Here is an 18,898-nt window from a genome sequence, read left to right as displayed (position 1 = left end):
GAACATGGTCTTGGCGACGCCGGTGTGGCTGCGCATGCCGACCCCGATCACCGAGACCTTGGAGACCTCCTCGTCCACCGCCACGTCGTCGAAGCCGATGATCGACTGGGCCGCGCGGACGATCTCCAGCGTGCGCTGGGCGTCGCGCTTGCCGACGGTGAACTCCATGTTGGCGGTGTCGGCGGTGCGGGCATGGCTCTGGACGATCATGTCGACGTTGACGTTGGCGTCGGCCAGCTTGCCGAAGATCTCCGAGGAGACGCCCGGATGATCGGGCAGGCCGAAGAGGCTGATCTTCGCCTCGTCGCGGCTGTAGGCCACGCCGCTCACGATCCGCTTTTCCATGATCTCATCCTCGTCGCACACGATGGTGCCTTGGCCCGGCGCTTCCCCGGGCTCCACGAAACTCGACAGCACCCGCAGCGGCACGTTCTGCGCCATGGCGAGCTCGACCGACCGCGTCTGCAGCACCTTTGCGCCCAGCGAAGCCATTTCCAGCATCTCTTCGTAGGAAATCTTGGCGAGGCGCCGGGCCTTGGACTCGATGCGCGGGTCGGTGGTGTAGACCCCGTCCACGTCGGTGTAGATGTCGCAGCGCACGGCCTTCAGCGCCGCGGCGATGGCGACCGCGCTGGTGTCGGAGCCGCCACGGCCGAGGGTGGCGATGCGGCCGTCGCGGGTGACGCCCTGGAAGCCCGCGATCACCGCGACCTCGCCTGAGTCCATGGCCGCGGCCAGCTTCTCCGGCGGCACCTCGTCGATGCGCGCGCGGCCGTGGGCGTCATCGGCGATGATCGGGATCTGCCAGCCCAGCCATGAGCGGGCCGGCACGCCCATGTTGCGCAGCGCCATGGCCAGCAAGCCTGCCGTAACCTGCTCGCCGGAGGCCACCACCACGTCGTATTCGTCGTCGGAGGGCGCGAGGCCCTGGGCGGCGGCGCCCGAACCGTCTGTCCAGGCGACCAGCTCGTTGGTCTTGCCGGCCATGGCCGAGACCACGACGGCCACGCGGTGGCCCGCCTCGACCTCGGCGTTCACCAGCCGGGCGACGCGGCGGATGCGCTCCAGGTCGGCCACCGATGTGCCGCCAAACTTCATGACGAGGCGGGACGTCATGCAAACGCCCCCGACCTGGACCGGGGCTCTGGGTCGGCCGCCGACGCGCCGCCGAATTTCATCACCAGCCGGGACACGTAACGCCGAACCCCCTCATCAAGAGCGCGACGTTCTAGCGGCGACGAAGCGATGCCGCAATGCACCCCAAGATGTCGTCCCGGACGGCCGTGGAGCCGATCCGGGACCCAGGAGCCGCCGCACCGCAGACACCCTGGGTCCCGGCTCTCCGCTTCGCTTCGGCCGGGATGACGGCTAGATAGTGGGCAATGACCATCCATTCCTCCATCGATCCTGCCGAGGTCGAGCGGTTCTCGCGGATCGCCGCCGAGTGGTGGGACCCGAAGGGCAAGTTCGCGCCCCTGCACAGGTTCAACCCCACCCGGCTTGGGTTCATCCGCGACCAGGCGCTGCACCGGTTCGGGCGCGACCCGAAGGCGCGCCGGCCGTTCGAGGGCCTGCGCCTCTTGGACATCGGCTGCGGCGGAGGCCTGCTCTCCGAACCGATGACCCGGCTGGGGTTCCAGGTGGTGGGCGTCGACGCTTCCGAGCGGAACATCGGCACGGCGAGCGCGCACGCCGCCGAACAGGGGCTCGCCATCGACTACCGCTGCTCGACCGCCGAGGCGCTGCTGGAGGCCGGAGAGCCGGCGTTCGACCTGATCCTCAATATGGAGGTGATCGAGCACGTGGCCGATCCCGGCGCGTTCCTGCGCGATTGCGCCCGCATGCTGGCCCCCGGCACGCCTTGCAAGCCGGGGGGCCTGATGATCGTGGCCACCCTCAACCGCACCCTGAAGGCCTTCGCGCTCGCCAAGGTGGGGGCGGAATATGTGCTGCGCTGGCTGCCGGCCGGCACCCACGACTGGTCGAAGTTCCTGAAGCCCGACGAACTGCGCGGCTTCCTAGCGGGCGAGCCGGTGGCGATGGATGGACCCTATGGGGTGGTGTTCGACCCGCTGAGCGGGCGCTGGTCGCAAAGCCACGATGCGGACGTGAACTACATGATGACGGTCGTCCGCGACGCGGCCTAGAACGGGGACGCCAGTCTCCGTCGGGCCGCATCGTCATCGGTCCGTCGCCGGAAAATGGCCAAGATTCTAGGGCTTTGAGCCGCGCCCGGGGAAATGGCTCGGGGGCGGGAGTAAGGAACACCGATGCCGTCGCTACGCGTGCTCAGCCACGCCTTCCGGTCGTGGCGCCGCAATTTGCGGTGGCGCAAGCACGAGCCTGAGACGCCCTATCTGGCGGACCTGCTGTCGGGCGCGCCGGTGTGCCTGCACGTGGGCGCGAGCGACGGGCGGCATTCCTACGTCATGACCCAGGTGGCGCCGAAGGCCACGATCTACGCCATCGAGCCCTCAGCCTTCTCCTATCAGGTGCTGAAGACCACCGTGGCCTGGCACCGGATCGGCGACCGGGTGACCGTCGTCCACGCCGCGGTCGGCGACAAGCCGGGCGAGATGCTGCTGGTGACCCCGCGCAAGACGTCGGGGCGCATGGGGCGGGCCTATGCCTATGTCTCGGACACCGCCCCCGAGGGCAAGGCGCGGCCCGACCTGGAGGACACCGGGGCGGAGGTGCAGCCGACGCCGGTGGTGACCCTGGACGGCTTCTGCGCCGAGCGCGGGATCACCAGGGTCGACTTCATCCGCATGGACATCGAGGGCGCCGAGCTGATGGCGCTGAAGGGCGCTGAGGTCATCCTCGACCGCGACCGGCCGAGCGTGCTGCTCGAGATCCACCCCGCCATGCTGGCGGCCCGCTTCGACGCCACCGCCGAGGCGGTGGTCGAGCTCTTCGCCCGCCGTGGCTACCGGATGTTCGCGCTGAACGGCGACCGGCTGGAGGAGCGCTCGACGGTGGTCGAGGGCGAGCCCTGGAAGGACTACTTCTTCATCCACCCGACCCGCGCCGCACGCCTGCCCGACGGGGTGTTCAAGGCGCGGATGGCGGCCTAGGTTCGGCCAAGCTCAGACCTCGGCGCGCGGTCTTGCGGAGCCTGCCATGCTGCGGCGCGGCCGCGGCTCCGGGCGAGGTTCGCGCAAGGAAAATCCCATGCTGCGGCCCGTCGTTCTTCTGGTGTTTCTGCTCTTCTCGGCCACGCCGGCGTTGGCCGCGAAGGAGGAGACCTACGAAGGCTCCGTGGGCGCGGCGCCGGTCGTCATGGGATTGTTCTCGGAAGAGGGGTTGCTCCCGACAGAGGGCGCCGTGACGGGGCAATATTTCTATCGCAGCACGCGGCTCGACATCGACCTTTCCGGCCAATGGCATGACCACGTCCTGGAGCTCGCTTCCCGCCTCACCGGCGATCGCCTGACGCTCTCGCGATCCGGAGACGGCCTGGTCGGCGCGCTGACGACCGCCAAGGGGCAGAGGTCGCCGGTCAGCCTCCACCCGGCGACCGGCTTCGCGGCCTTGCCCGTTGACCTGCCGTCGGACCTCAGCCCGTACGCACGCCTGCAGCTGGCCAGCCTGAAGCTCGTCCCCCAGAAGACCGAGACCAGGAACGGAAAGACCATCCGATGGTACCGGGAACCCTTGACAGGGATCCGGCTGTTCCGCCTTGAAGGCGGCTATGCGCCCCCGGCGATGGCGGTGATGAACCACGCCCTGGCCCGCGAACAATGGTCGGAGGTCTCGAGCTGGCTGCAATGCCCCGGCACGGACGGACGAGGGTCCGGCATGGAATTCTCGGAGGCCGGCAAGCCTTGGCTGGGATCTGCCCACGTCAGCTACATCTCGCGCGCGTCCTGGAGCTGCGCGGGCACGGCGCACCCTGATTTCGGGGCCAACGGCCACAGCTTTGACGCCCGCACAGGACGAGAGCTGAAGCTCGACGACGTCCTTCCGGTCGGGCCGCATCCCGCGCCGAAGGAAAACGGCGATGCCTGGTTCGACTATCGCGGCAAGGTGTTCGCCCCGGCCGTCGTCGCCCTGATGAAGCGCTACCACAAGGCCGAAATGGTCCGGCCCAAAGACGGCGACGAAGACGGCTGCGACTACTCCGATCCCGAGGTGTGGAATTTTCCGAGCTGGGTCCTGACCGACAAGGGCCTGTGGCTCGGCGCCATCTTCGCGCGGGTGGCGCGAGCCTGCGATTCCCCGGACTGGGCGGTCATTCCCTGGGCGGCGCTTCCGTCGCCGGACCGCATGGCGCGTTGAGAAATCGGCGGCCTGGGGTTACGCGACCTCACGCGACCACATAGTAGCCCTCCGGCGCGAACGTCGCGCCAAACTTGGCCTCGCGCGCGACATCCCGAATGAGGCGCCGCGGATGTTCGCCGACATATTGCCGGATGGCCTCCAGCGGGCCGGGCCCGTGATCCGGACGCACCGGATGGCCGTTGACGACGGTGTCCTCGACGACGAGGTAGTCTCCGCTCCGCAGGCGGGGAATCCAGGCGTCGAGCTCCCGCTTGACGTGTCGCGCGGCGTGATCGGAATCGAGGATCAGGAAGAGTTTCTTCCGGTCGGCCGGAAGCCTCCGCATGACGTCGTCGACGATCGCGGGATCGGCGCTGTCGCCGGTGATGAAATCGACGGACGCGTCGGCGAGCACGCGGGGGTCGAGCGCAGGTTGGTAGTCGATACTGAAGACCTTGCCCTTGCGGCCCGCGTTCCGGAGGACGTCAGCGAAGAAGATCGCCGAGCCGCCGTGCCGCGAGCCCGTCTCGATGACCCATTCCACGTCGTGCTCGATCAGGATTTCCTGATAATTCCACATGTCGGACGGCAGTTTCAGGGTTCGAACGCCGCGATAGCTCAGCTGCTTCCAGACATTCGTCTCATGATACCATTTCAGGTAGGCGAGAGCGGCGGGATGCATGGGCTACTCGGGCTTCAACCCCGTGATCCGCATGTCGCGCGGCTCGCGAAGCTTGTACTGCGCCGGTTCCTGCCTGAGCTGGATGAGGCCGGCCTGATGCATGATGGAGGCAAGGCTCCTGGGCGTGTAGCCCCAGCGATGCACCATCAGGGGATCCTTCCAGCGCGGGTCGCCGTAGAGGACCCACATGCTGGTCTGGCCCTCCGGGCCGGGCCCGGTGACATTGTCCGGATCGGCCAGCACCGCTTCGCAGGCAGAGATCAGGTTGGGGCACTCGAGGATCATCTTCCCGCCCGGTTTCAGGACCCGCACCCATTCCTTGAGGATGTCGAGGACCTCCCAGCGCCAGAAGTGCTCGACTACGTGGATGGCCATGACTTCGTCCGCGGTCGCGTCCTCGAACGGCTCGAGTTTGTGCAAATCGCAGACGACATCCGGCGACTTGCCGGCCCGGCTTTCCACGACATCGACGTTGACGAAGCCGTCGAGGATCTTGTCGCCGCATCCCAAATTCAGCTTCATCACGCCGCGGTCCTCAGAGCGTACTGGGCTTCGAGCACGCGCGCCCATTCCCGGGCCAGGGCGGCGGGGGCATGCCGCTCCTCGATATAGCTTTTCGCCTGCGAGATCAGCCCCGGAACATCCTTCAGGTTCGCGGCAAGCCATCGACAACCTTCGGAGAGCGTTGGGTGCGTGGGCGCCCAGCGCTCGAAATCCAGATAGGCGGGGAGCGGCTGCGCCACGACCGGTCGGCCCGCCCAGAGCGCTTCGACCATGCGGTTGGCCGACTTTACGCGCTTCTCGGACGCATTGAGGGTCGGGATGATAACGGCGTCGCAGGCCGCCAGCTCACGCCATTGGGCGTCAAGCGACCAGGGCCTGGCCGACATGACGAAGCGCCCCACGTGGCGCGCGCTCACCTGGCGGCATCCATCGGTGATCGCATCGGTCAACTGGGTGAGCACCGTCAGGGCGATGGGCTGGCTCGAGGCATAGCCGATCAGGTCGCCGAGCGCGGCCTCCAGGCTGTCGAGATTGCTGGGATGCCCAAACCACAGGAGGCGCAAGGGCTCTTCCGGCGAGAAGGCGGGCGTTCCCGACGGGCCTTCATAGGGATCGGCGATGACGACGGGCTCACCGGAGCTGTAGGCCCGCGCGACCTTGGCCATCTCGGCGGTGCTGCAGACCATCTGGTCGGCCAACGCCGACATCCGCTGATAGTGCGGGCCGAAGCTCGGGTGCCGGTAGTGGTCGTCGCAGACGTCGAAGATGACCCGCCCACCCAGCGATTTCGCCCGTTCGGCCAGCGCCTCGTTCGACGGCAGGAAGCTCTTGGAAAACACCACGATATCGGCCTGTAGCGCCTTGTCCTTGAGGTTCTCGGGCGTGGTTTCCGAGACGGCGGTCAGCTGATGGCTGTAGCGCGCCGGGTCCAGCTCGCGGATCGGGCTCAGGACGCGGTAGCGCAGACTGGCGAGATTGGAGGTGATCGATCCATCGGCCCTACGGATCGGCGATCCGAAGCTGATCCAGCTGACCTGCATGGCTATCGCCGGATCCCGATCATGTTGACCATCAGATAGGGCAGATATTTGCGCTGCGCCCCCTTGGGCGTGGTGGCCGTTACGGCCATCGCGTTGTCCGCCTGCTTGTTGTCTTCGGTAATCTCGACGAATTCGCCCTCCACGGTCGTGGAGTAGTGGGGCGTCGCCCACTCCAAATCCGGAAACAGCGAAACCACGCCCCGGAAGGAGAAGCGGAAATAGTCGTCAGGATAGGCGTGATAGCGCCAGACCCAGGGGACCGAGATGAACAGCGTGCCGCCCTTGGCCATCAGCCGAGTGATATTCTCGGCCATCTTCCAGGGCTTCTCGACGTGCTCCAGCACCGAGCAGCAGACGATCAGAGCGAAGTGATCTTCCGGCAGATCACCGATGCCCTTCGCCAGGTCGATAACCTGGTCCACGCCCGCCCCGGCCTCCATATCGATCCCGACATAGGGGCAATCGGGATAGAACTGACGGAAGCTGCTGGTGCTTCCATAGTCCTTGCTGCCGATCTCGAGGATCGAGCCGGCGACAGAGGGGACGAATTTCTGCAGGAAGATGATCTGGTTGCGATCGCCCAAGGAAGCTCCTGTCCGGACGGGAAGGGACGCGCCCCGCCCCAGGCGCACTCTCGGCTTGGCGGCGGCGAGCGAGGTTCGCCGTGGCGAGGGCTTTTGCTCCTCCACCAGCATGGCATAGACAATCGCCATGCCAATCCCAAGACCGGGCGGAGGCCCGACGCTTATGCAGGCGCTGATGATGGACCGGGCGCTGACGCTGCCCTCGATCCTCGAATATGCCGCCCAGTACCATCCGAACCGCCAGGTGGTGGACCGCATGGTCGAAGGCCCGATCCACCGCTACGGCTACGCCGAGGCGCTGGCGCGCACTAAGCGCATGGCCAATGCGCTGATCGGGCTCGGCGTGAAGGCCGGCGATCGGGTGGCGACGCTGGCCTGGTCGACGCACCGGCACTTCGAGCTCTATTTCGCGGTCACCGGGGTGGGCGCGATCCTGCACACCATCAATCCGCGGCTGCATGCCGACCAGATCGTCTGGGTCGCCAACCACGCCGAGGACAGCTTCCTGTTCTTTGATATCACCTTCGCCGAACAAGTCGCTGAACTTGCGGACCGAATGCCGCTGATCAAGGCCCGCGTGGCGATGACCGACCGGACGCATCTTCCGCCCGAGGCGCCACGGGACGCCCTCATCTACGAAGAGCTGATCGAGGCCAACTCCGCGGAATTCAGCTGGCCGGAGATCGACGAGAAGCAGGCTTCGGGCCTCTGCTACACCTCCGGCACCACGGGCAATCCGAAGGGCGTGCTCTATTCCCACCGCTCGACGGTGCTGCACGCCATGGCGCTGGGCCTGCCCGACGCCTTCAACTTCTCGGCGCGCGACGTGGTGATGCCCTGCGCCCAGATGTACCACGCCAACGCCTGGTGCACGCCCTATGCGGCCCCGCTGGTCGGCGCGACCCTGGTGCTGCCGGGCCGGGCTTTGGACGGCGCCAGCATCGCCGAACTGATCGAGGCCGAGGGCGTCACCTTCCTGCTCGGCGTGCCGACCATCTGGGTCGGGGTGGCCGACCACCTGGACCAGACCGGCGGACGGCTGACCTCGGTGAAGACCATCGCGGTGGGGGGCTCGGCGCCCACCGCGTCGCTGGTCAGCCGCATCGAGGATCGGCTGGGCGGCCAGGTGCGGCAGATCTGGGGCATGACCGAGACGAGCCCGCTGGGGGTCATCAACACGCCCCTGCCGGAACATGCGGGCGAGGACGCCCAGGCGACCCTGCAGCGCAAGCTGAAGCAGGGCCGCGGCCTCTGGGGCGTCGACCTGCGGATCGTCGGCGAGGATGGCGCGGAACTGCCCCGCGACGGCAAGAGCGCCGGCGCTCTGCAGGTGCGGGGCCCCTGGGTCTCCTCGGCCTATTTCAAGCAAGACGGCGCCCAGGTGTTCACCGGCGACGGCTGGTTCGACACCGGCGACATCGCCACGATCGACGCTGAAGGCTACCTGCGGCTCACCGACCGGGCGAAGGACGTGATCAAGTCGGGCGGGGAGTGGATCTCGACGCTCGACCTGGAGGACGCGGTCTGCTCACACCCGGCGGTCGCCATGGCCGCGGCGGTGGGCGTGCCGCACCCCAAGTGGGACGAGCGGCCGCTGCTGCTGGTGACGCTGCGTCCGGGCCAGACGGCCGACCCCGAAGACCTGAAGGCCCACGTCGCCGCCCGCGTCGCCAAATGGTGGACGCCGGACGAGGTCCGGATCGTCGAAGCCCTGCCGATCGGGCCCACCGGAAAGGTGCTGAAGCGCGAATTGCGTGACCAATTGAGCACGCCGGCCAAACTCCCGACGGCATGACGAAGGCTTAACAGAACCAAGCCTTGAAACGCGCGTTTGAGACCTCAGATGGCCTGGGTGGCTTTGAGGAGACCGGACGTGTCGGCGCGGAAGCGGCCAAAGGGTGTGCTGGCGATGGGCTGGGCGGCGGTCGAAAGCGCCGTGCGCGGCCGCACGGAACACGCCCCGACCGCGGCCGACTATCCCGAGAGCGTCGTGCGGCGGACCAGCTTCGTCGCGGGCGGCGGCCACGGCTGGCGGATCTCCGCCCTGGAGACACCGCGCGTGACGCCGGCCCCCTGGAAGATCGTGGTGATCACCGGCGCGCCGTCCTGGGCGGAATACTGGGCCGAGACGCTGGCGGAGCTGCCTCAGGACCGTGAGATGATCGTCGTGGACCGGCCGGGCTACGGTGCGTCCGAACCGGCTCACCCGGTTCCCGATATCCGCGTGCAGGCCGAGGCGCTGGCGCCCGTTCTGGCCGCCGCCCGCGGCCAGAAGGTCATGCTGGTCGGCCAGAGCTATGGGGCGGCGATCGCCTCGCTGATGGCCGAGGCCAATCCCGGCAAGGTGGCGAGCCTGGTGCTGCTCTCCGGTTTCTTCGGCGAGACCGGCCCCACGTCGCGCTGGCTGATCGACATGGGCTCCAGGGCGCTGAAGGTCATCCCCCGCGACCTGCGCCATGCGGTGATCGAGGCGTCAGGCCAGAAGCCGCAGCTGGAGTACGCCAAGCGCGCGTTGGCGAGGCTTTCGATCCCGATCCACATGATCCACGGCGACCGGGACGACTTCGCTCCGATCGAGGTCGCCGAGCGGCTGGCGGCGGAGACGGTGACGCGGCGGCCGATCCAGTTCATGCGCACCGAAGGCGCCAACCACTTCCTGAACGACGGCCCGATCGAGCAGCTGCTGGCGGCGCTGGAAGCCTGCATCCCGGCCCGCAAGCGCTGGACCTTCCGCTGGCCGACCCTGGCCGACCTTGGGCTCAAGGGCCTGGGGCTCGGCGTCCCGCGCCAGCCCGCCGGCGCCTAGCGGCTGAACACTCCGGCGATCGCGGCGAAACCCAGCACCACCAGCCAGGGTGGCAGCTTCGCGATCGCCAGGAAGACATAGGCCCCGGCCGCCAGCGCCCAATCGCTGGGTCGCCGCATGGCGGTGGTCAGCACCGGGTCCCAGAGCGCGGCGGCCAGCACGCCCACCACCACCGCATTGACCCCGGCGAGCGCCGCGCGCGCGCCGGCGATCGACTTCAGCCGGTCCCAGAAGGGCAGAACGCCCAGGACCAGCAGCGCGCCCGGCAGGAAGATCGCGACGAGCGCCACCAGGCCGCCCGGCCAGCCCCCCGGAGCCTGCTGCTGCGCCGCCCCCACGAAGCCCGCGAAGCTGAACAGCGGGCCGGGGAGCGCCTGGACCACGCCGTAGCCGCCCAGGAAGCTGTCCTGGTCGAGCCAGCCGCGGCCGACGATCTCGCTCTGCAGCAGCGGCAGGACCACATGGCCGCCGCCGAACACCAGGGCGCCGGCCCGGTAGAAGACGCTGGCGAGGCCCAGGGTCGGATCGTCCAGCGCCGCGGCCAGGACCGGCAACAGTCCTAAGAGCAGCGCGAAGATGCTGAGGGCGGCGATCGAGACCGGGGCCGGAACCTTGGCCGTGGCCGGATCGTCGGGCGGCTCCGCGGGCGTCGGCTCGCGCAGGAAGGCGAGCCCGAAGAGGCCGCCCGCGGCCAGGGCCATCATCTGGGCGACCGGGCCGTGGGCGATCAGCAGGCCGACGGCGGCGCCCAGCGCGATCCCGGCCCGGATCGGCCCGACGGCCAGCGCCCGGGCCATGGCGATCACCGCCTGCAGCACGACGGCGGCGACGGCGATCTGCAGGCCGTGCAGGACGCCCTTGCCCCAGACCGCGGTCAGGTAGGGCGCGACATAGGCGAGGCCGATCATCGCCACGCCCGCCGGCAGGGTGAAACCGAGCCAGGCGGCGGCGAGGCCGGGATAGCCGGCGCGCCGCAGGCCGATGGCCATCCCGAGCTGGCTCGATGCGGGACCCGGCAGGAACTGCGCGAGCGCCAGGAGGTCGGCGAAGGCCGCCTCCGAGAGCCAGGCGCGGCGTTCGACGAACTCGCGGCGGAAATAGGAGAAGTGGGCGACCGGGCCGCCGAACGCTGTCAGGCCCAGCCCGAGGAAGGCCCGGAACACCTCCCAGGTCCGACTTGGCCAGGGCCCCTGCTGCGGCGGCGGCGTTTCGTCCATCGACTCCTGTCTTGCGGCCCCGCGCCCGGACTGTCGAGCCCCTGGACAGGAGACGAGCCGTTTTGGGCGGTCATCGGGCCGGCTTCGGGCGGATCGGCGGCAAAACCCCTTGGCCGCCCCATCTGATCGGCGATAAGGCTTTCGTCGAAGGTCCGGCCCACGGGCTCAAATCAGGGAAAACGCGATGAAGGCCGCCGTTCTACGCGAAGTGCGCACGCCGCTTCAGATCGAAGACGTCCAGATCAACAAGCCCGGCCCGCACGAGGTGCTGATCCGCACTGCCGCGGCCGGCGTCTGCCACTCCGACCTGCACTTCATCGAAGGCTCCTACCCGCACCCGCTGCCGGCGGTGCTGGGCCATGAGAGCGCGGGCGTCGTCGAGCAGGTGGGCTCCGAAGTGCGCACCGTGAAGCCCGGCGACCACGTCATCACCTGCCTGTCGGCTTTCTGCGGCCACTGCGAATTCTGCCTGACCGGCCACATGAGCCTGTGCGTCTCGCCCGAGACCAAGCGCGGCCAGGACGACGAGCCCCGGCTGACCTCGAAGAAGGGGCCGATGATGCAGTACCTGAACCTCTCGTCCTTCGCCGAGCAGATGCTGATCCACGAGCACGCCTGCGTGGCGATCCGCAAGGACATGCCGCTCGACCGCGCCGCCCTGATCGGCTGCGGGGTGATGACCGGCGTCGGCGCGGCCATGCACACCTCGAACGTGCGCCCCGGCGACACCGTGGCGGTGATCGGCTGCGGCGGCGTGGGCCTGGCCGCGATCAACGGCGCGGCGATCGCCGGCGCCGGCCGGATCATCGCCATCGATATGGCCCCGGGCAAAGAGAACATGGTCAAGGCGTTCGGCGCGACCGACTTCATCTGCGCGGCGACCAGCGCCGATGTGGTCAAGGAAGTCATCGAGATGACCAAGGGGGGCGTACAGCACTCGTTCGAGGCCATCGGCCTGTCGAAGACCGCCGAACAGGCCTTCAATATGCTGCGCCGCGGCGGCACGGCCAACATCATCGGCATGATCCCGGTGGGCCAGACCATCACCCTGATGGGCGCGGCCTTCCTGGGCGAGAAGCGCATCCAGGGCTCGCTGATGGGCTCCAACCGCTTCCCGGTCGACATGCCGCGGCTGGTGGACTTCTACATGTCCGGCAAGCTGCACCTGGACGACATGATCTCGCGGCGCATCAAGCTGGAGGACGTCAACGACGCCTTCACCGAGATGAAGACCGGCGCGGTGGCCCGCTCCGTGATCGTCTTCGACGCCTAGGTCCCGATTCCGAAGTCCGCAAACTAGAGCTTTGGCGTCATCACCAGCCAGGGCGTAGCCCGCGCCCGCCATTCCCACACAGCCAGCAGCTGGTCGAGGTGCGGCATCTCGGCGAGCCAGGGCGGCATGTCGAAGGTCTTCGGCTGCTGGTCGACGCGGACGATGTCGTGGGTCGGGGCGAACCGCTCGACCATGGTGGCCAGTGCGCCCGGCCGATAGAGGTCGTGGGTTTCGACGATGATGTTCATGCCGGCCAGGGCCGGGCTCCACGCCGGCTGCAGGATGTCGACCTCGGCGCCCTCGGCGTCGACCATCACCAGCACCCGGCGCCCGGCGAAGGCCTCGAAACCGTCCGACGGGAACTCGCCGCCGAGGATCACCCGGTCGGAGACGCCATTGATCGCGGCGAGTTCCGCACAGGCCGCCAGGGCGGCTTCGTCGATGTCGTGGGCGTGGACAACGACGCCCGGCATCATCCGCGCCAGGCCCACGGCGTAGTAGCCCTCGGCGCAGCCCACATCGACGACACAGTCCAGCCCGGCCTCGGCGATGGCCAGCAGATGCGGATGCAACTCGGACTCGTAGACGCCGAGCAGCCGCGAGATCAGCGATCCCTCCGCGACGTGGTCCAGATAGGTCATCCCCGCGAACGGACCCTGAAAGACCGTCGCGCCATGCCGCGCCACATAGGTGTTGGCGAGCAGGCGCGCGCGCCATCGGGCGAAGCGACGGAGGATTTCATTGAGTTCGAAGTTGTCGGGAGCCTGGGTCCAGGCCGCGACCCGTTGCCTGAGCCAGATCGCGGCGGACTTCGTCTCGCTGGGCTTGGGCGGCTCAGGCATAGCCGTAGCGCGCGAGATAGGGGTAGGCCGAGACGTCGCCGGGCCGGCGTTCGTCCGGCGTCCCGACCAGCGGCAGGCCCCAGACGTTGGCCGCTCCCGGCGGCAGGGCCACCACATTGGCGTCGCCCCGGCCGGCGTCCGGCGGCGCGCCCTTCTCGGAAACCGGCGTGGCGAAGGGGGCGTAGAACCAGTGGACGCTGTAGCCCGCCGCCTGGAAGGCGCCGATAACCTTGGCCGAGGCCTCCGGATTCTGGATCGTCGCCTCGGCCAGCCAGATCGCCTCCCGTCGCGCGATCAGGCCGGCGGCGCCCTGCAGGACCTGCGGCTCGAACCCCTCGACGTCGATCTTGACCAGCCGGGTGTTGGCCGGCGCGATCTCGTCCAGGGTGAGCATCCGGATGCTCTCCATCGGCCCATCCTGGGTGTTGAAGCCGATCGTCCCGAAATTGGTTGCTTCGGAGAGCGGCGTCGCCGGAAATTCCACGAGGCCGCGTTCGGCCCCTGCCGCGGCGTGGAACAGCTCGACGTTGTAGAGGCGGTTGTTGAGGACGTTCGCGGCGAGGACCGCGGAGAGGCCGCGATGGGCCTCGATGGCCAGCACCTTCCAGCCGGGCCGGCGGCGGGCGAAGGGCAGGCCGATCGCGCCGATGTTGGCGCCGACGTCGATCAGAGCGCCTTCGCCCGTCGCCATCTCCAGCAGGAAGTCGAGTTCGGTCCGGGCGAACTCGCCGAAGTTGCGCAGCGATGCGCCGACCGCGCTATCGGCCGTCGGAAAAAGGAAGGTCAGGCCATAGGCGACGGTGCTGTCGAGCATGCTCCGCCCATAGCACGGGCGATCAGCGGCGCAGACTCGCCGGATTAACGTCGGCGGCGGCCAGGGCGCGCGGCGCCTGTGCGCTCAGGAGCGCGTCGATGTGGCCCTTCTGGTCGCGGAATCGGGCGAGGTCGCCGCCGGCCAGCACGGTGCCCTGCGGCACCTTGGCGCCGATCGGGTTCACCCGCTGGCCGTTTTGCCAAATCTCGTAGTGCAGGTGCGGACCGGTCGCCAGGCCCGTCGCCCCGACATAGGCCACCACCTGGCCCTGATGGACATGGGTCCCGGGATGGATGCCGGCGGCATAGCGGGAGATGTGGCCGTAGCCGGTGTCCCAGCCTCCGGAATGACGGATGCGCAGCCAGTTGCCGTAGCCGCCCCAAGGCCCGGCCTGGGCCACGACGCCGTCGCCGGCCGCCAGGATCGGGGTGCCGGTCCCGGCGCCGAAGTCGATGCCCTGGTGGGCGCGGGTGTAGCCCAGGACCGGGTGCTTCCGCATGCCGAAGAGCGAGGTGATGTGCGCGCCGTCGACCGGCGTGCGGAGCAGGAAGCCTTTGATGTTCTTGCCGAACTCGTCGAAATATTCGACGTCGGAGCCGCGCGCGAAGCGATAGAACTTCACCCCGTGGATCTCGGCGTATTGCAGGCCGCCGGCCTCGATGGTGCGGCCGGCCTCGGTGACCTTGCGGTCGAAGACCAGCTTGAAGCTGTCCCCCGGCTGGATGTCGCGCTGGAAGTCGATCTTGTGGGCGAAGAGCTTGGCCACCTCGGCGGTGATCGTGGGCGTCGCCCCGATCCGCTCGGCGCTTTCGTAGAGCGAGCCTTCGATAGCGCCGCTTTCGACCGCCGTCTCGTCGCGGATCTTCTCGTCCAGCTCGCGCAGGCGAAGGGCGCCGTCGAAGCTGCGGGACAGGGTGATGGCGCTGGCCGGGCCGGTGCGCAGGGAGAGGCCGACCAGCCGGGCCTCGCCGCCCTGGACCGAAGCACGGTCGACGCGCGGCCGGGCGACCGCCGCGTCGATCAGCATGCCGGCCTTGATGTGGACGGTGTCCATGGTCTTGGCGAGCATCGCGACGGCCAGGCGAGCTTCGGCCGGGCCGACGCCGGCGCGCTGGACGGCGCCTTCCAGGGTCTCGCCGCGCAGCAGTTTCACGGCCACGCTCTGGGGTGCGGCGAAACCCGGGCGGGCCTCGGCCTGGGTGAAGGCCCTGTGCTGCAGGGCCTCGACCGCGGCGGGATCGAGCGCGGCGGTCGGCTTGGGGGCGACGAGGCGCGCGGCGAAGGTCCAGCCGAGGCCGAGCGCCAGCACGGCGACGGCGCCGGCCGCGGCTCTAGGCCCGAACCGCTCAGCGGCGGCCTTAAGGTCGGTGCTCAGCATGAGGCCCCCAGGGTAGACCGAGTCTGGTTAATGCTCTGACGCCGGAACGCCAGATCTTCCGCCCGCGGCCAGGACGCCGTGCGCGCGGCGCCCAAAAGATGGCGTCGGCGGCCGGTTCGCCGCCCGGGGGACGTTTTGCCGCGTCCCTAGAGAAGGGTCAGGCCTAGAGAAGGGTCAGGACGAGGTCGGCGGGCCGGCAGACCGCCGCGCCCTTCGCGGTGACCACGATCGGCCGCTCCACCAGGATCGGATCGAGGATCATGGCGGCGATCAGCGCCTCGTCGGAGGCCACCGGATCGGTGAGGCCGAGCTCATGAGCCTGGGTGCCGCGCACCCGCAGGAGGTCGCGGGCCGTGAGGCCGAGGCGCTTCAGCAGGCCCTCGAGCTGCGGCCGGGTCCAGCCGGCCTTGAGGTATTCCACGACTGTCGGCTCGATGCCCTTCTCGCGCAGCAGGGCCAGGGTATTGCGGGAGGTCCCGCAGGCGGGGTTGTGATAGATGACGACGTCGCTCATGCGGGCGGCTTAGCCAATCCGGGCGCGATCACCAAGCCAGGTCCCGGGTCCCGGTAAGCGAGGTCGACCCGGAATCGTCGAAGCCCATGACGTCGGCCGGCGGCTTCGGCAGCGGGATGGCGCCCGCCGGCCACTGCTCCAAGGTCGCGACATAGCCCAGCCTGAGCTTACCGGGTCCGCCCGGGCGCAGCACGAGGTCGAGCCCCTGCGGCGCGGCCACCCACTGCAGGATCGTACGAGCTCCGGGCTTGAGGGGGATCTTCACCGGCACGCCGGCCAGTTGCTCCACCGTCACCGGGGTATCGGGCTTCAGCATCAGCAGCAGGACCCGGAAGCCCGGCGGCGGGACCGCCCTCAGATGGAGCGTGCCGTCGGCCTGTTTGGCGAAGGCGATCTGCGGGACGGGCTCCGGGATGAAGCGCGCCGGTGCGGCGTCCACCGGCGTACGGAACGACCAGTGGCTGAATTTGACGATCCTGCCGCCATCGGCCTTGAGCACGCTATCGGCCCAGGCGGTTCGCGCAGCGGTGTTGCTGAACCGCCAGGCGCGGCCGGTGTCCTGGTCGATGTGATAGCCGACGTAGGCCACCTGCGGATGGCGCGCGTCGTAGGGCTGGTTGAGGCGGACGGCGAGCGTCAGGGCCATGCCCACCACGAGCAGGGCCGGGCCGACCAGCCGGGCGGGCGGCGCGCCTTCGCTGGGCTGGGCGAGGGGCCAGAGCAGCAGGGCGGCCAGCAGGAGGGGCACGGCCAGGATCTCCACCAGGTCGAGCGCCAGATAGGCGCCGTGGGCCAGGCCGCCCACCCAGCCGACGCCGAGGGCGGCGAACAGGGCGACGACGGCCAGCGAGGCCAGGCCGCGGCGGGCGCTGAGCGTGCTCGCCGCAGCCGCGAGGGCCGCCAGCAGAAGCGGCCAGGCGAAGAGGAAGGCGGTGACCGGCGCGAGCGCCTGGACCGCGGTCGCCACCACCAGTCCGAGCGCCAGGACGCCGGCCCAGGCGCCCGCCCGGCTGACCGGACGGCCGTAGGAGACGAGGGCCAGGACCGCGGCGCCGGCGCCGAGCCCCAGCCCGACCTTGTCGAAGCCGATGAAGGCGCATCCGCCCAGGCCCGCGGCCAGGGGGACCAGCGCGATGGCGCGGCGGCCGCGGGCGAGTTCCGCCGCGGCGAAGATCAGGAAGCCGAGGGCCAGGAGCATGACGGCGGCTTCCCAGCGGTCGGCCTGCGCGAGCAGGAAGCGCTGTTCCTGGAAGCCGAAGGCCGAGCCCGTCGCCAGGCGGGCGAAGTGCAGCACGGCGCAGCCGCCGAGGACGGCGAAGAGGCCCGCGCCGGCGCCGCGCGCGACATCGGTCCAGGGGAAGGCCTCGGCGCGCCGCGCGCGCACGACGGCCAGCACGATGAGGCCGGCCGCCACCGCCAAGATCAGCCAGCCGACGATCGGCGGGTAGGCGAGGGTTATTCCGCCGGGGACCTGGCTGTAGATCACGTCGGGCGTCCGCGGCGGCAGGGTCGGCGAGAAGGCGACGGCCTGGGCGGGCCCCAGCACCTGCTGGCCCATGTCCTGCAGCGTGCCGGTATCGAGGGTCGCCGGCGTCGAGGTCGGCGAGTGGTACTCGAACTGATGCCCGAGGAAGGCGTAGTTCAGGCCGGGAATCTTGCTCTCGCGGGACACCGTGAAGTCAGTGTCGTTGGGCATGTGGGCGTAGATGAAGCCGGTGAGCGAGGAGGCCCGCGGGTTGGTCGTGGTGCGGCGCAGGAGGTCGATCGCCCCGCCGTTGCCATCGCCCGTCTGGAACATCTGCACACGACCGGCCGCGCCGCGCGCCTCCATGTTGAAGACGAAGCCGATCCGCCTGGCCATGGGATCCAGGGCGTAGAAGGCCCGCGCCCCCAACAGGCCGGCCTCTTCGCCATCGGTGATCAGCACGATCACGTCGCGGGCCGGAACGCCCTTGGCCTTGATGGCGCGGACGACTTCGAGGGCCGAGGCGACGCCGGCGGCGTCGTCGGCGGCGCCCGGCGAGGCCGGAACGCTGTCGTAGTGGGCCATCAGGGCCATGGCCGGCAGGCTCGCGTCCCGCCCCGGCAGGACGCCGACGAGGTTCTCCACCGGGCCGCCGACCAGAAAGGAGCCCTTCGCCCACTTGGGCTGCTCGAACGCCACGCCGGGGTGGATCTGCGGGCTCAGGCCCAGCGCGGTCATCCGGGCGATCAGCGTATCGCGGACCGCCTTATTGGCCGCCGAGCCTATCGGGTGCGGAACCGAGCCGATGGCCGTGACATCGGCCATGGCGCGCTCGGCCGAAAAGGCGGTGGCGGGCGCGTTGGCGGGCGCCGGCGACGGCGGCTGCTCGCCCGCCCAGGCGATCAGCGCAGCCGCGATCAGCGCCGCCAGAAGCGCTAGCACTCGTCCCACGGGTGTCCCTCCGAACCTTTGAAGGGACCCTAGCGGTTGGCGGGTGAAAACGAAAACGCCCGCCGAAGGGCAGGCGTGTCGCGCGTTTCAAGCCGTCCGGGTCCGCCGGCGGCGGGCATCCTAGGGTGGAGGCGCGGAGGCTTCGCAGACCCCCTCGGACGCACAGGTCCCGATCAGCGGGTCTTCGCGGAGCATTCGCTCGGCGAGTTCGACTAGGTCGGACATGCGGAAGGGCTTGTTGACGATCTCGTCGGCGCCCACCGCCGTGGCCAGGGCCAGCAGGTCGAGACCGGCGAGCCGGGAGACGCCCGAGATCGCGATCACCTTCGGCGGGCGCGGGGCCCGCTTGAATTCGACGATGATCTCGATGCCCTCCCGTTCGGGCATCAGGATGTCGGTGACGACCAGGTGCGGGTCATGCGCGCGCGCGAGCTTGGCGCCGACCGCGCCGTCATTGGCCGAAAACGCCTCGAAGCCGGCGCGCGTGAAAGCGTCGGCCATCAGGCCGAGCAGTTGGGGGTCGTCGTCGATAAGCAGGATCCTGGCGTTCATGTCGGTGTTCCAGTTC

General features: G+C 69.4%; 18 protein-coding genes. 6 read left to right on the top strand and 12 right to left on the bottom strand.

Annotation, left to right across the window (positions count from 1 at the left end; translation table 11 throughout):
• Window positions 1-1,116: aspartate kinase (locus ACESMY_RS20505; protein ID WP_372786482.1), on the bottom strand; the 1,116-nt coding region annotated here is incomplete at its 3' end.
• A 266-nt stretch (window positions 1,117-1,382) separates the two neighbouring features.
• On the opposite strand from ACESMY_RS20505, the gene ubiG reads away from it, so the two are divergent.
• The 3 genes from ubiG to ACESMY_RS20490 all read left to right on the top strand — a co-directional run bounded on the left by ubiG (window position 1,383) and on the right by ACESMY_RS20490 (window position 4,278).
• The gene (gene ubiG, locus ACESMY_RS20500) at window positions 1,383-2,147 is read left to right on the top strand and encodes a bifunctional 2-polyprenyl-6-hydroxyphenol methylase/3-demethylubiquinol 3-O-methyltransferase UbiG (RefSeq protein ID WP_372786480.1); all 765 of its coding nucleotides are present in this window, start codon (window positions 1,383-1,385) and stop codon (window positions 2,145-2,147) included.
• A 123-nt stretch (window positions 2,148-2,270) separates the two neighbouring features.
• Window positions 2,271-3,074, top strand: coding sequence for an FkbM family methyltransferase (locus ACESMY_RS20495; protein WP_372786479.1), 804 nt, complete (start codon window positions 2,271-2,273; stop codon window positions 3,072-3,074).
• A 97-nt stretch (window positions 3,075-3,171) separates the two neighbouring features.
• Complete coding sequence (locus tag ACESMY_RS20490) at window positions 3,172-4,278, top strand: hypothetical protein (protein WP_372786478.1); 1,107 nt, start codon at window positions 3,172-3,174, stop codon at window positions 4,276-4,278.
• Between the two features lie 28 nt (window positions 4,279-4,306).
• Here the strand turns inward: ACESMY_RS20490 and ACESMY_RS20485 are convergent, their stop codons facing one another.
• The 4 genes from ACESMY_RS20485 to ACESMY_RS20470 are packed head-to-tail and all read right to left on the bottom strand — an operon-like array spanning window position 4,307 to window position 7,070.
• Window positions 4,307-4,942 (bottom strand): CmcI family methyltransferase, encoded by a 636-nt coding sequence (locus tag ACESMY_RS20485; RefSeq protein ID WP_372786477.1) that lies wholly within the window; start codon window positions 4,940-4,942, stop codon window positions 4,307-4,309.
• 3 nt (window positions 4,943-4,945) lie between these two features.
• Window positions 4,946-5,464: a methyltransferase domain-containing protein gene (locus ACESMY_RS20480; protein ID WP_372786484.1), complete on the bottom strand. Its 519-nt coding sequence runs from the start codon at window positions 5,462-5,464 to the stop codon at window positions 4,946-4,948.
• A complete protein-coding gene (locus tag ACESMY_RS20475) occupies window positions 5,464-6,486 on the bottom strand; it encodes a hypothetical protein (protein ID WP_372786476.1) in 1,023 nt (340 codons plus the stop codon). The genes ACESMY_RS20480 and ACESMY_RS20475 overlap by 1 nt, the downstream gene beginning before the upstream one ends.
• Window positions 6,487-6,488: 2 nt before the next feature.
• Complete coding sequence (locus ACESMY_RS20470; RefSeq protein ID WP_372786475.1) at window positions 6,489-7,070, bottom strand: class I SAM-dependent methyltransferase; 582 nt, start codon at window positions 7,068-7,070, stop codon at window positions 6,489-6,491.
• 163 nt (window positions 7,071-7,233) lie between these two features.
• Here ACESMY_RS20470 and ACESMY_RS20465 point away from each other — a divergent pair, with 163 nt between their 5' ends.
• On the top strand, window positions 7,234-8,865 hold the full coding sequence (locus ACESMY_RS20465) for a long-chain fatty acid--CoA ligase (protein WP_372786474.1): 1,632 nt from the start codon (window positions 7,234-7,236) through the stop codon (window positions 8,863-8,865).
• Window positions 8,866-8,943: 78 nt separating this feature from the next.
• On the top strand, window positions 8,944-9,876 hold the full coding sequence (locus tag ACESMY_RS20460) for an alpha/beta fold hydrolase (protein ID WP_372786473.1): 933 nt from the start codon (window positions 8,944-8,946) through the stop codon (window positions 9,874-9,876).
• Here ACESMY_RS20460 and chrA read toward each other — a convergent pair.
• Entirely contained in the window at window positions 9,873-11,093 is a 1,221-nt protein-coding gene (gene chrA / locus ACESMY_RS20455) for a chromate efflux transporter (RefSeq protein WP_372786472.1), read from the bottom strand. The genes ACESMY_RS20460 and chrA overlap by 4 nt on opposite strands.
• 184 nt (window positions 11,094-11,277) lie before the next feature.
• Here chrA and ACESMY_RS20450 point away from each other — a divergent pair, with 184 nt between their 5' ends.
• Window positions 11,278-12,366 carry a Zn-dependent alcohol dehydrogenase gene (locus ACESMY_RS20450; protein WP_372786471.1) on the top strand — a complete coding sequence of 363 codons (1,089 nt, stop codon included), beginning with the start codon at window positions 11,278-11,280 and terminating at the stop codon, window positions 12,364-12,366.
• A gap of 23 nt (window positions 12,367-12,389) precedes the next feature.
• On the opposite strand, the gene ACESMY_RS20445 is transcribed toward ACESMY_RS20450, so the two are convergent.
• From ACESMY_RS20445 to ACESMY_RS20420, 6 genes are all read right to left on the bottom strand, one after another.
• On the bottom strand, window positions 12,390-13,208 hold the full coding sequence (locus tag ACESMY_RS20445; protein WP_372786470.1) for a hypothetical protein: 819 nt from the start codon (window positions 13,206-13,208) through the stop codon (window positions 12,390-12,392).
• Window positions 13,201-14,022 carry an FkbM family methyltransferase gene (locus ACESMY_RS20440; protein WP_372786469.1) on the bottom strand — a complete coding sequence of 274 codons (822 nt, stop codon included), beginning with the start codon at window positions 14,020-14,022 and terminating at the stop codon, window positions 13,201-13,203. Before ACESMY_RS20440 ends, ACESMY_RS20445 begins: the two co-directional genes overlap by 8 nt.
• A 22-nt stretch (window positions 14,023-14,044) precedes the next feature.
• Complete coding sequence (locus tag ACESMY_RS20435) at window positions 14,045-15,400, bottom strand: M23 family metallopeptidase (protein WP_372786468.1); 1,356 nt, start codon at window positions 15,398-15,400, stop codon at window positions 14,045-14,047.
• Between the two features lie 163 nt (window positions 15,401-15,563).
• Window positions 15,564-15,914: an arsenate reductase (glutaredoxin) gene (gene arsC, locus ACESMY_RS20430; RefSeq protein WP_372786467.1), complete on the bottom strand. Its 351-nt coding sequence runs from the start codon at window positions 15,912-15,914 to the stop codon at window positions 15,564-15,566.
• Between the two features lie 28 nt (window positions 15,915-15,942).
• Window positions 15,943-18,330, bottom strand: a complete 2,388-nt coding sequence (locus tag ACESMY_RS20425) for a M20/M25/M40 family metallo-hydrolase (RefSeq protein ID WP_372786466.1) — start codon at window positions 18,328-18,330, stop codon at window positions 15,943-15,945.
• A gap of 120 nt (window positions 18,331-18,450) precedes the next feature.
• The gene (locus tag ACESMY_RS20420; protein WP_372786465.1) at window positions 18,451-18,882 is read right to left on the bottom strand and encodes a response regulator transcription factor; all 432 of its coding nucleotides are present in this window, start codon (window positions 18,880-18,882) and stop codon (window positions 18,451-18,453) included.
• Window positions 18,883-18,898 lie beyond the last annotated feature (16 nt).

The sequence above is a fragment of the Phenylobacterium sp. genome (assembly GCF_041691455.1).
In the GTDB taxonomy this organism is placed as follows: Bacteria; Pseudomonadota; Alphaproteobacteria; order Caulobacterales; family Caulobacteraceae; genus Phenylobacterium.
The sequence above is the reverse complement of the archived record's forward strand: the minus strand, read 5'-3'. Positions and strand labels throughout refer to the sequence as shown.

Bases quoted from the DNA above. Each gene is read 5' to 3' on its own strand.
- ubiG (WP_372786480.1), top strand. From the start codon at position 1,383: ATGACCATCCATTCCTCCATCGATCCTGCCGAGGTCGAGCGGTTCTCG.
- ACESMY_RS20495 (WP_372786479.1), top strand. From the start codon at position 2,271: ATGCCGTCGCTACGCGTGCTCAGCCACGCCTTCCGGTCGTGGCGCCGC.
- ACESMY_RS20490 (WP_372786478.1), top strand. From the start codon at position 3,172: ATGCTGCGGCCCGTCGTTCTTCTGGTGTTTCTGCTCTTCTCGGCCACG.
- ACESMY_RS20485 (WP_372786477.1), bottom strand. From the start codon at position 4,942: ATGCATCCCGCCGCTCTCGCCTACCTGAAATGGTATCATGAGACGAAT.
- ACESMY_RS20480 (WP_372786484.1), bottom strand. From the start codon at position 5,464: ATGAAGCTGAATTTGGGATGCGGCGACAAGATCCTCGACGGCTTCGTC.
- ACESMY_RS20475 (WP_372786476.1), bottom strand. From the start codon at position 6,486: ATGCAGGTCAGCTGGATCAGCTTCGGATCGCCGATCCGTAGGGCCGAT.
- ACESMY_RS20465 (WP_372786474.1), top strand. From the start codon at position 7,234: ATGCAGGCGCTGATGATGGACCGGGCGCTGACGCTGCCCTCGATCCTC.
- chrA (WP_372786472.1), bottom strand. From the start codon at position 11,093: ATGGACGAAACGCCGCCGCCGCAGCAGGGGCCCTGGCCAAGTCGGACC.
- ACESMY_RS20450 (WP_372786471.1), top strand. From the start codon at position 11,278: ATGAAGGCCGCCGTTCTACGCGAAGTGCGCACGCCGCTTCAGATCGAA.
- ACESMY_RS20445 (WP_372786470.1), bottom strand. From the start codon at position 13,208: ATGCCTGAGCCGCCCAAGCCCAGCGAGACGAAGTCCGCCGCGATCTGG.
- ACESMY_RS20440 (WP_372786469.1), bottom strand. From the start codon at position 14,022: ATGCTCGACAGCACCGTCGCCTATGGCCTGACCTTCCTTTTTCCGACG.
- ACESMY_RS20435 (WP_372786468.1), bottom strand. From the start codon at position 15,400: ATGCTGAGCACCGACCTTAAGGCCGCCGCTGAGCGGTTCGGGCCTAGA.
- arsC (WP_372786467.1), bottom strand. From the start codon at position 15,914: ATGAGCGACGTCGTCATCTATCACAACCCCGCCTGCGGGACCTCCCGC.
- ACESMY_RS20420 (WP_372786465.1), bottom strand. From the start codon at position 18,882: ATGAACGCCAGGATCCTGCTTATCGACGACGACCCCCAACTGCTCGGC.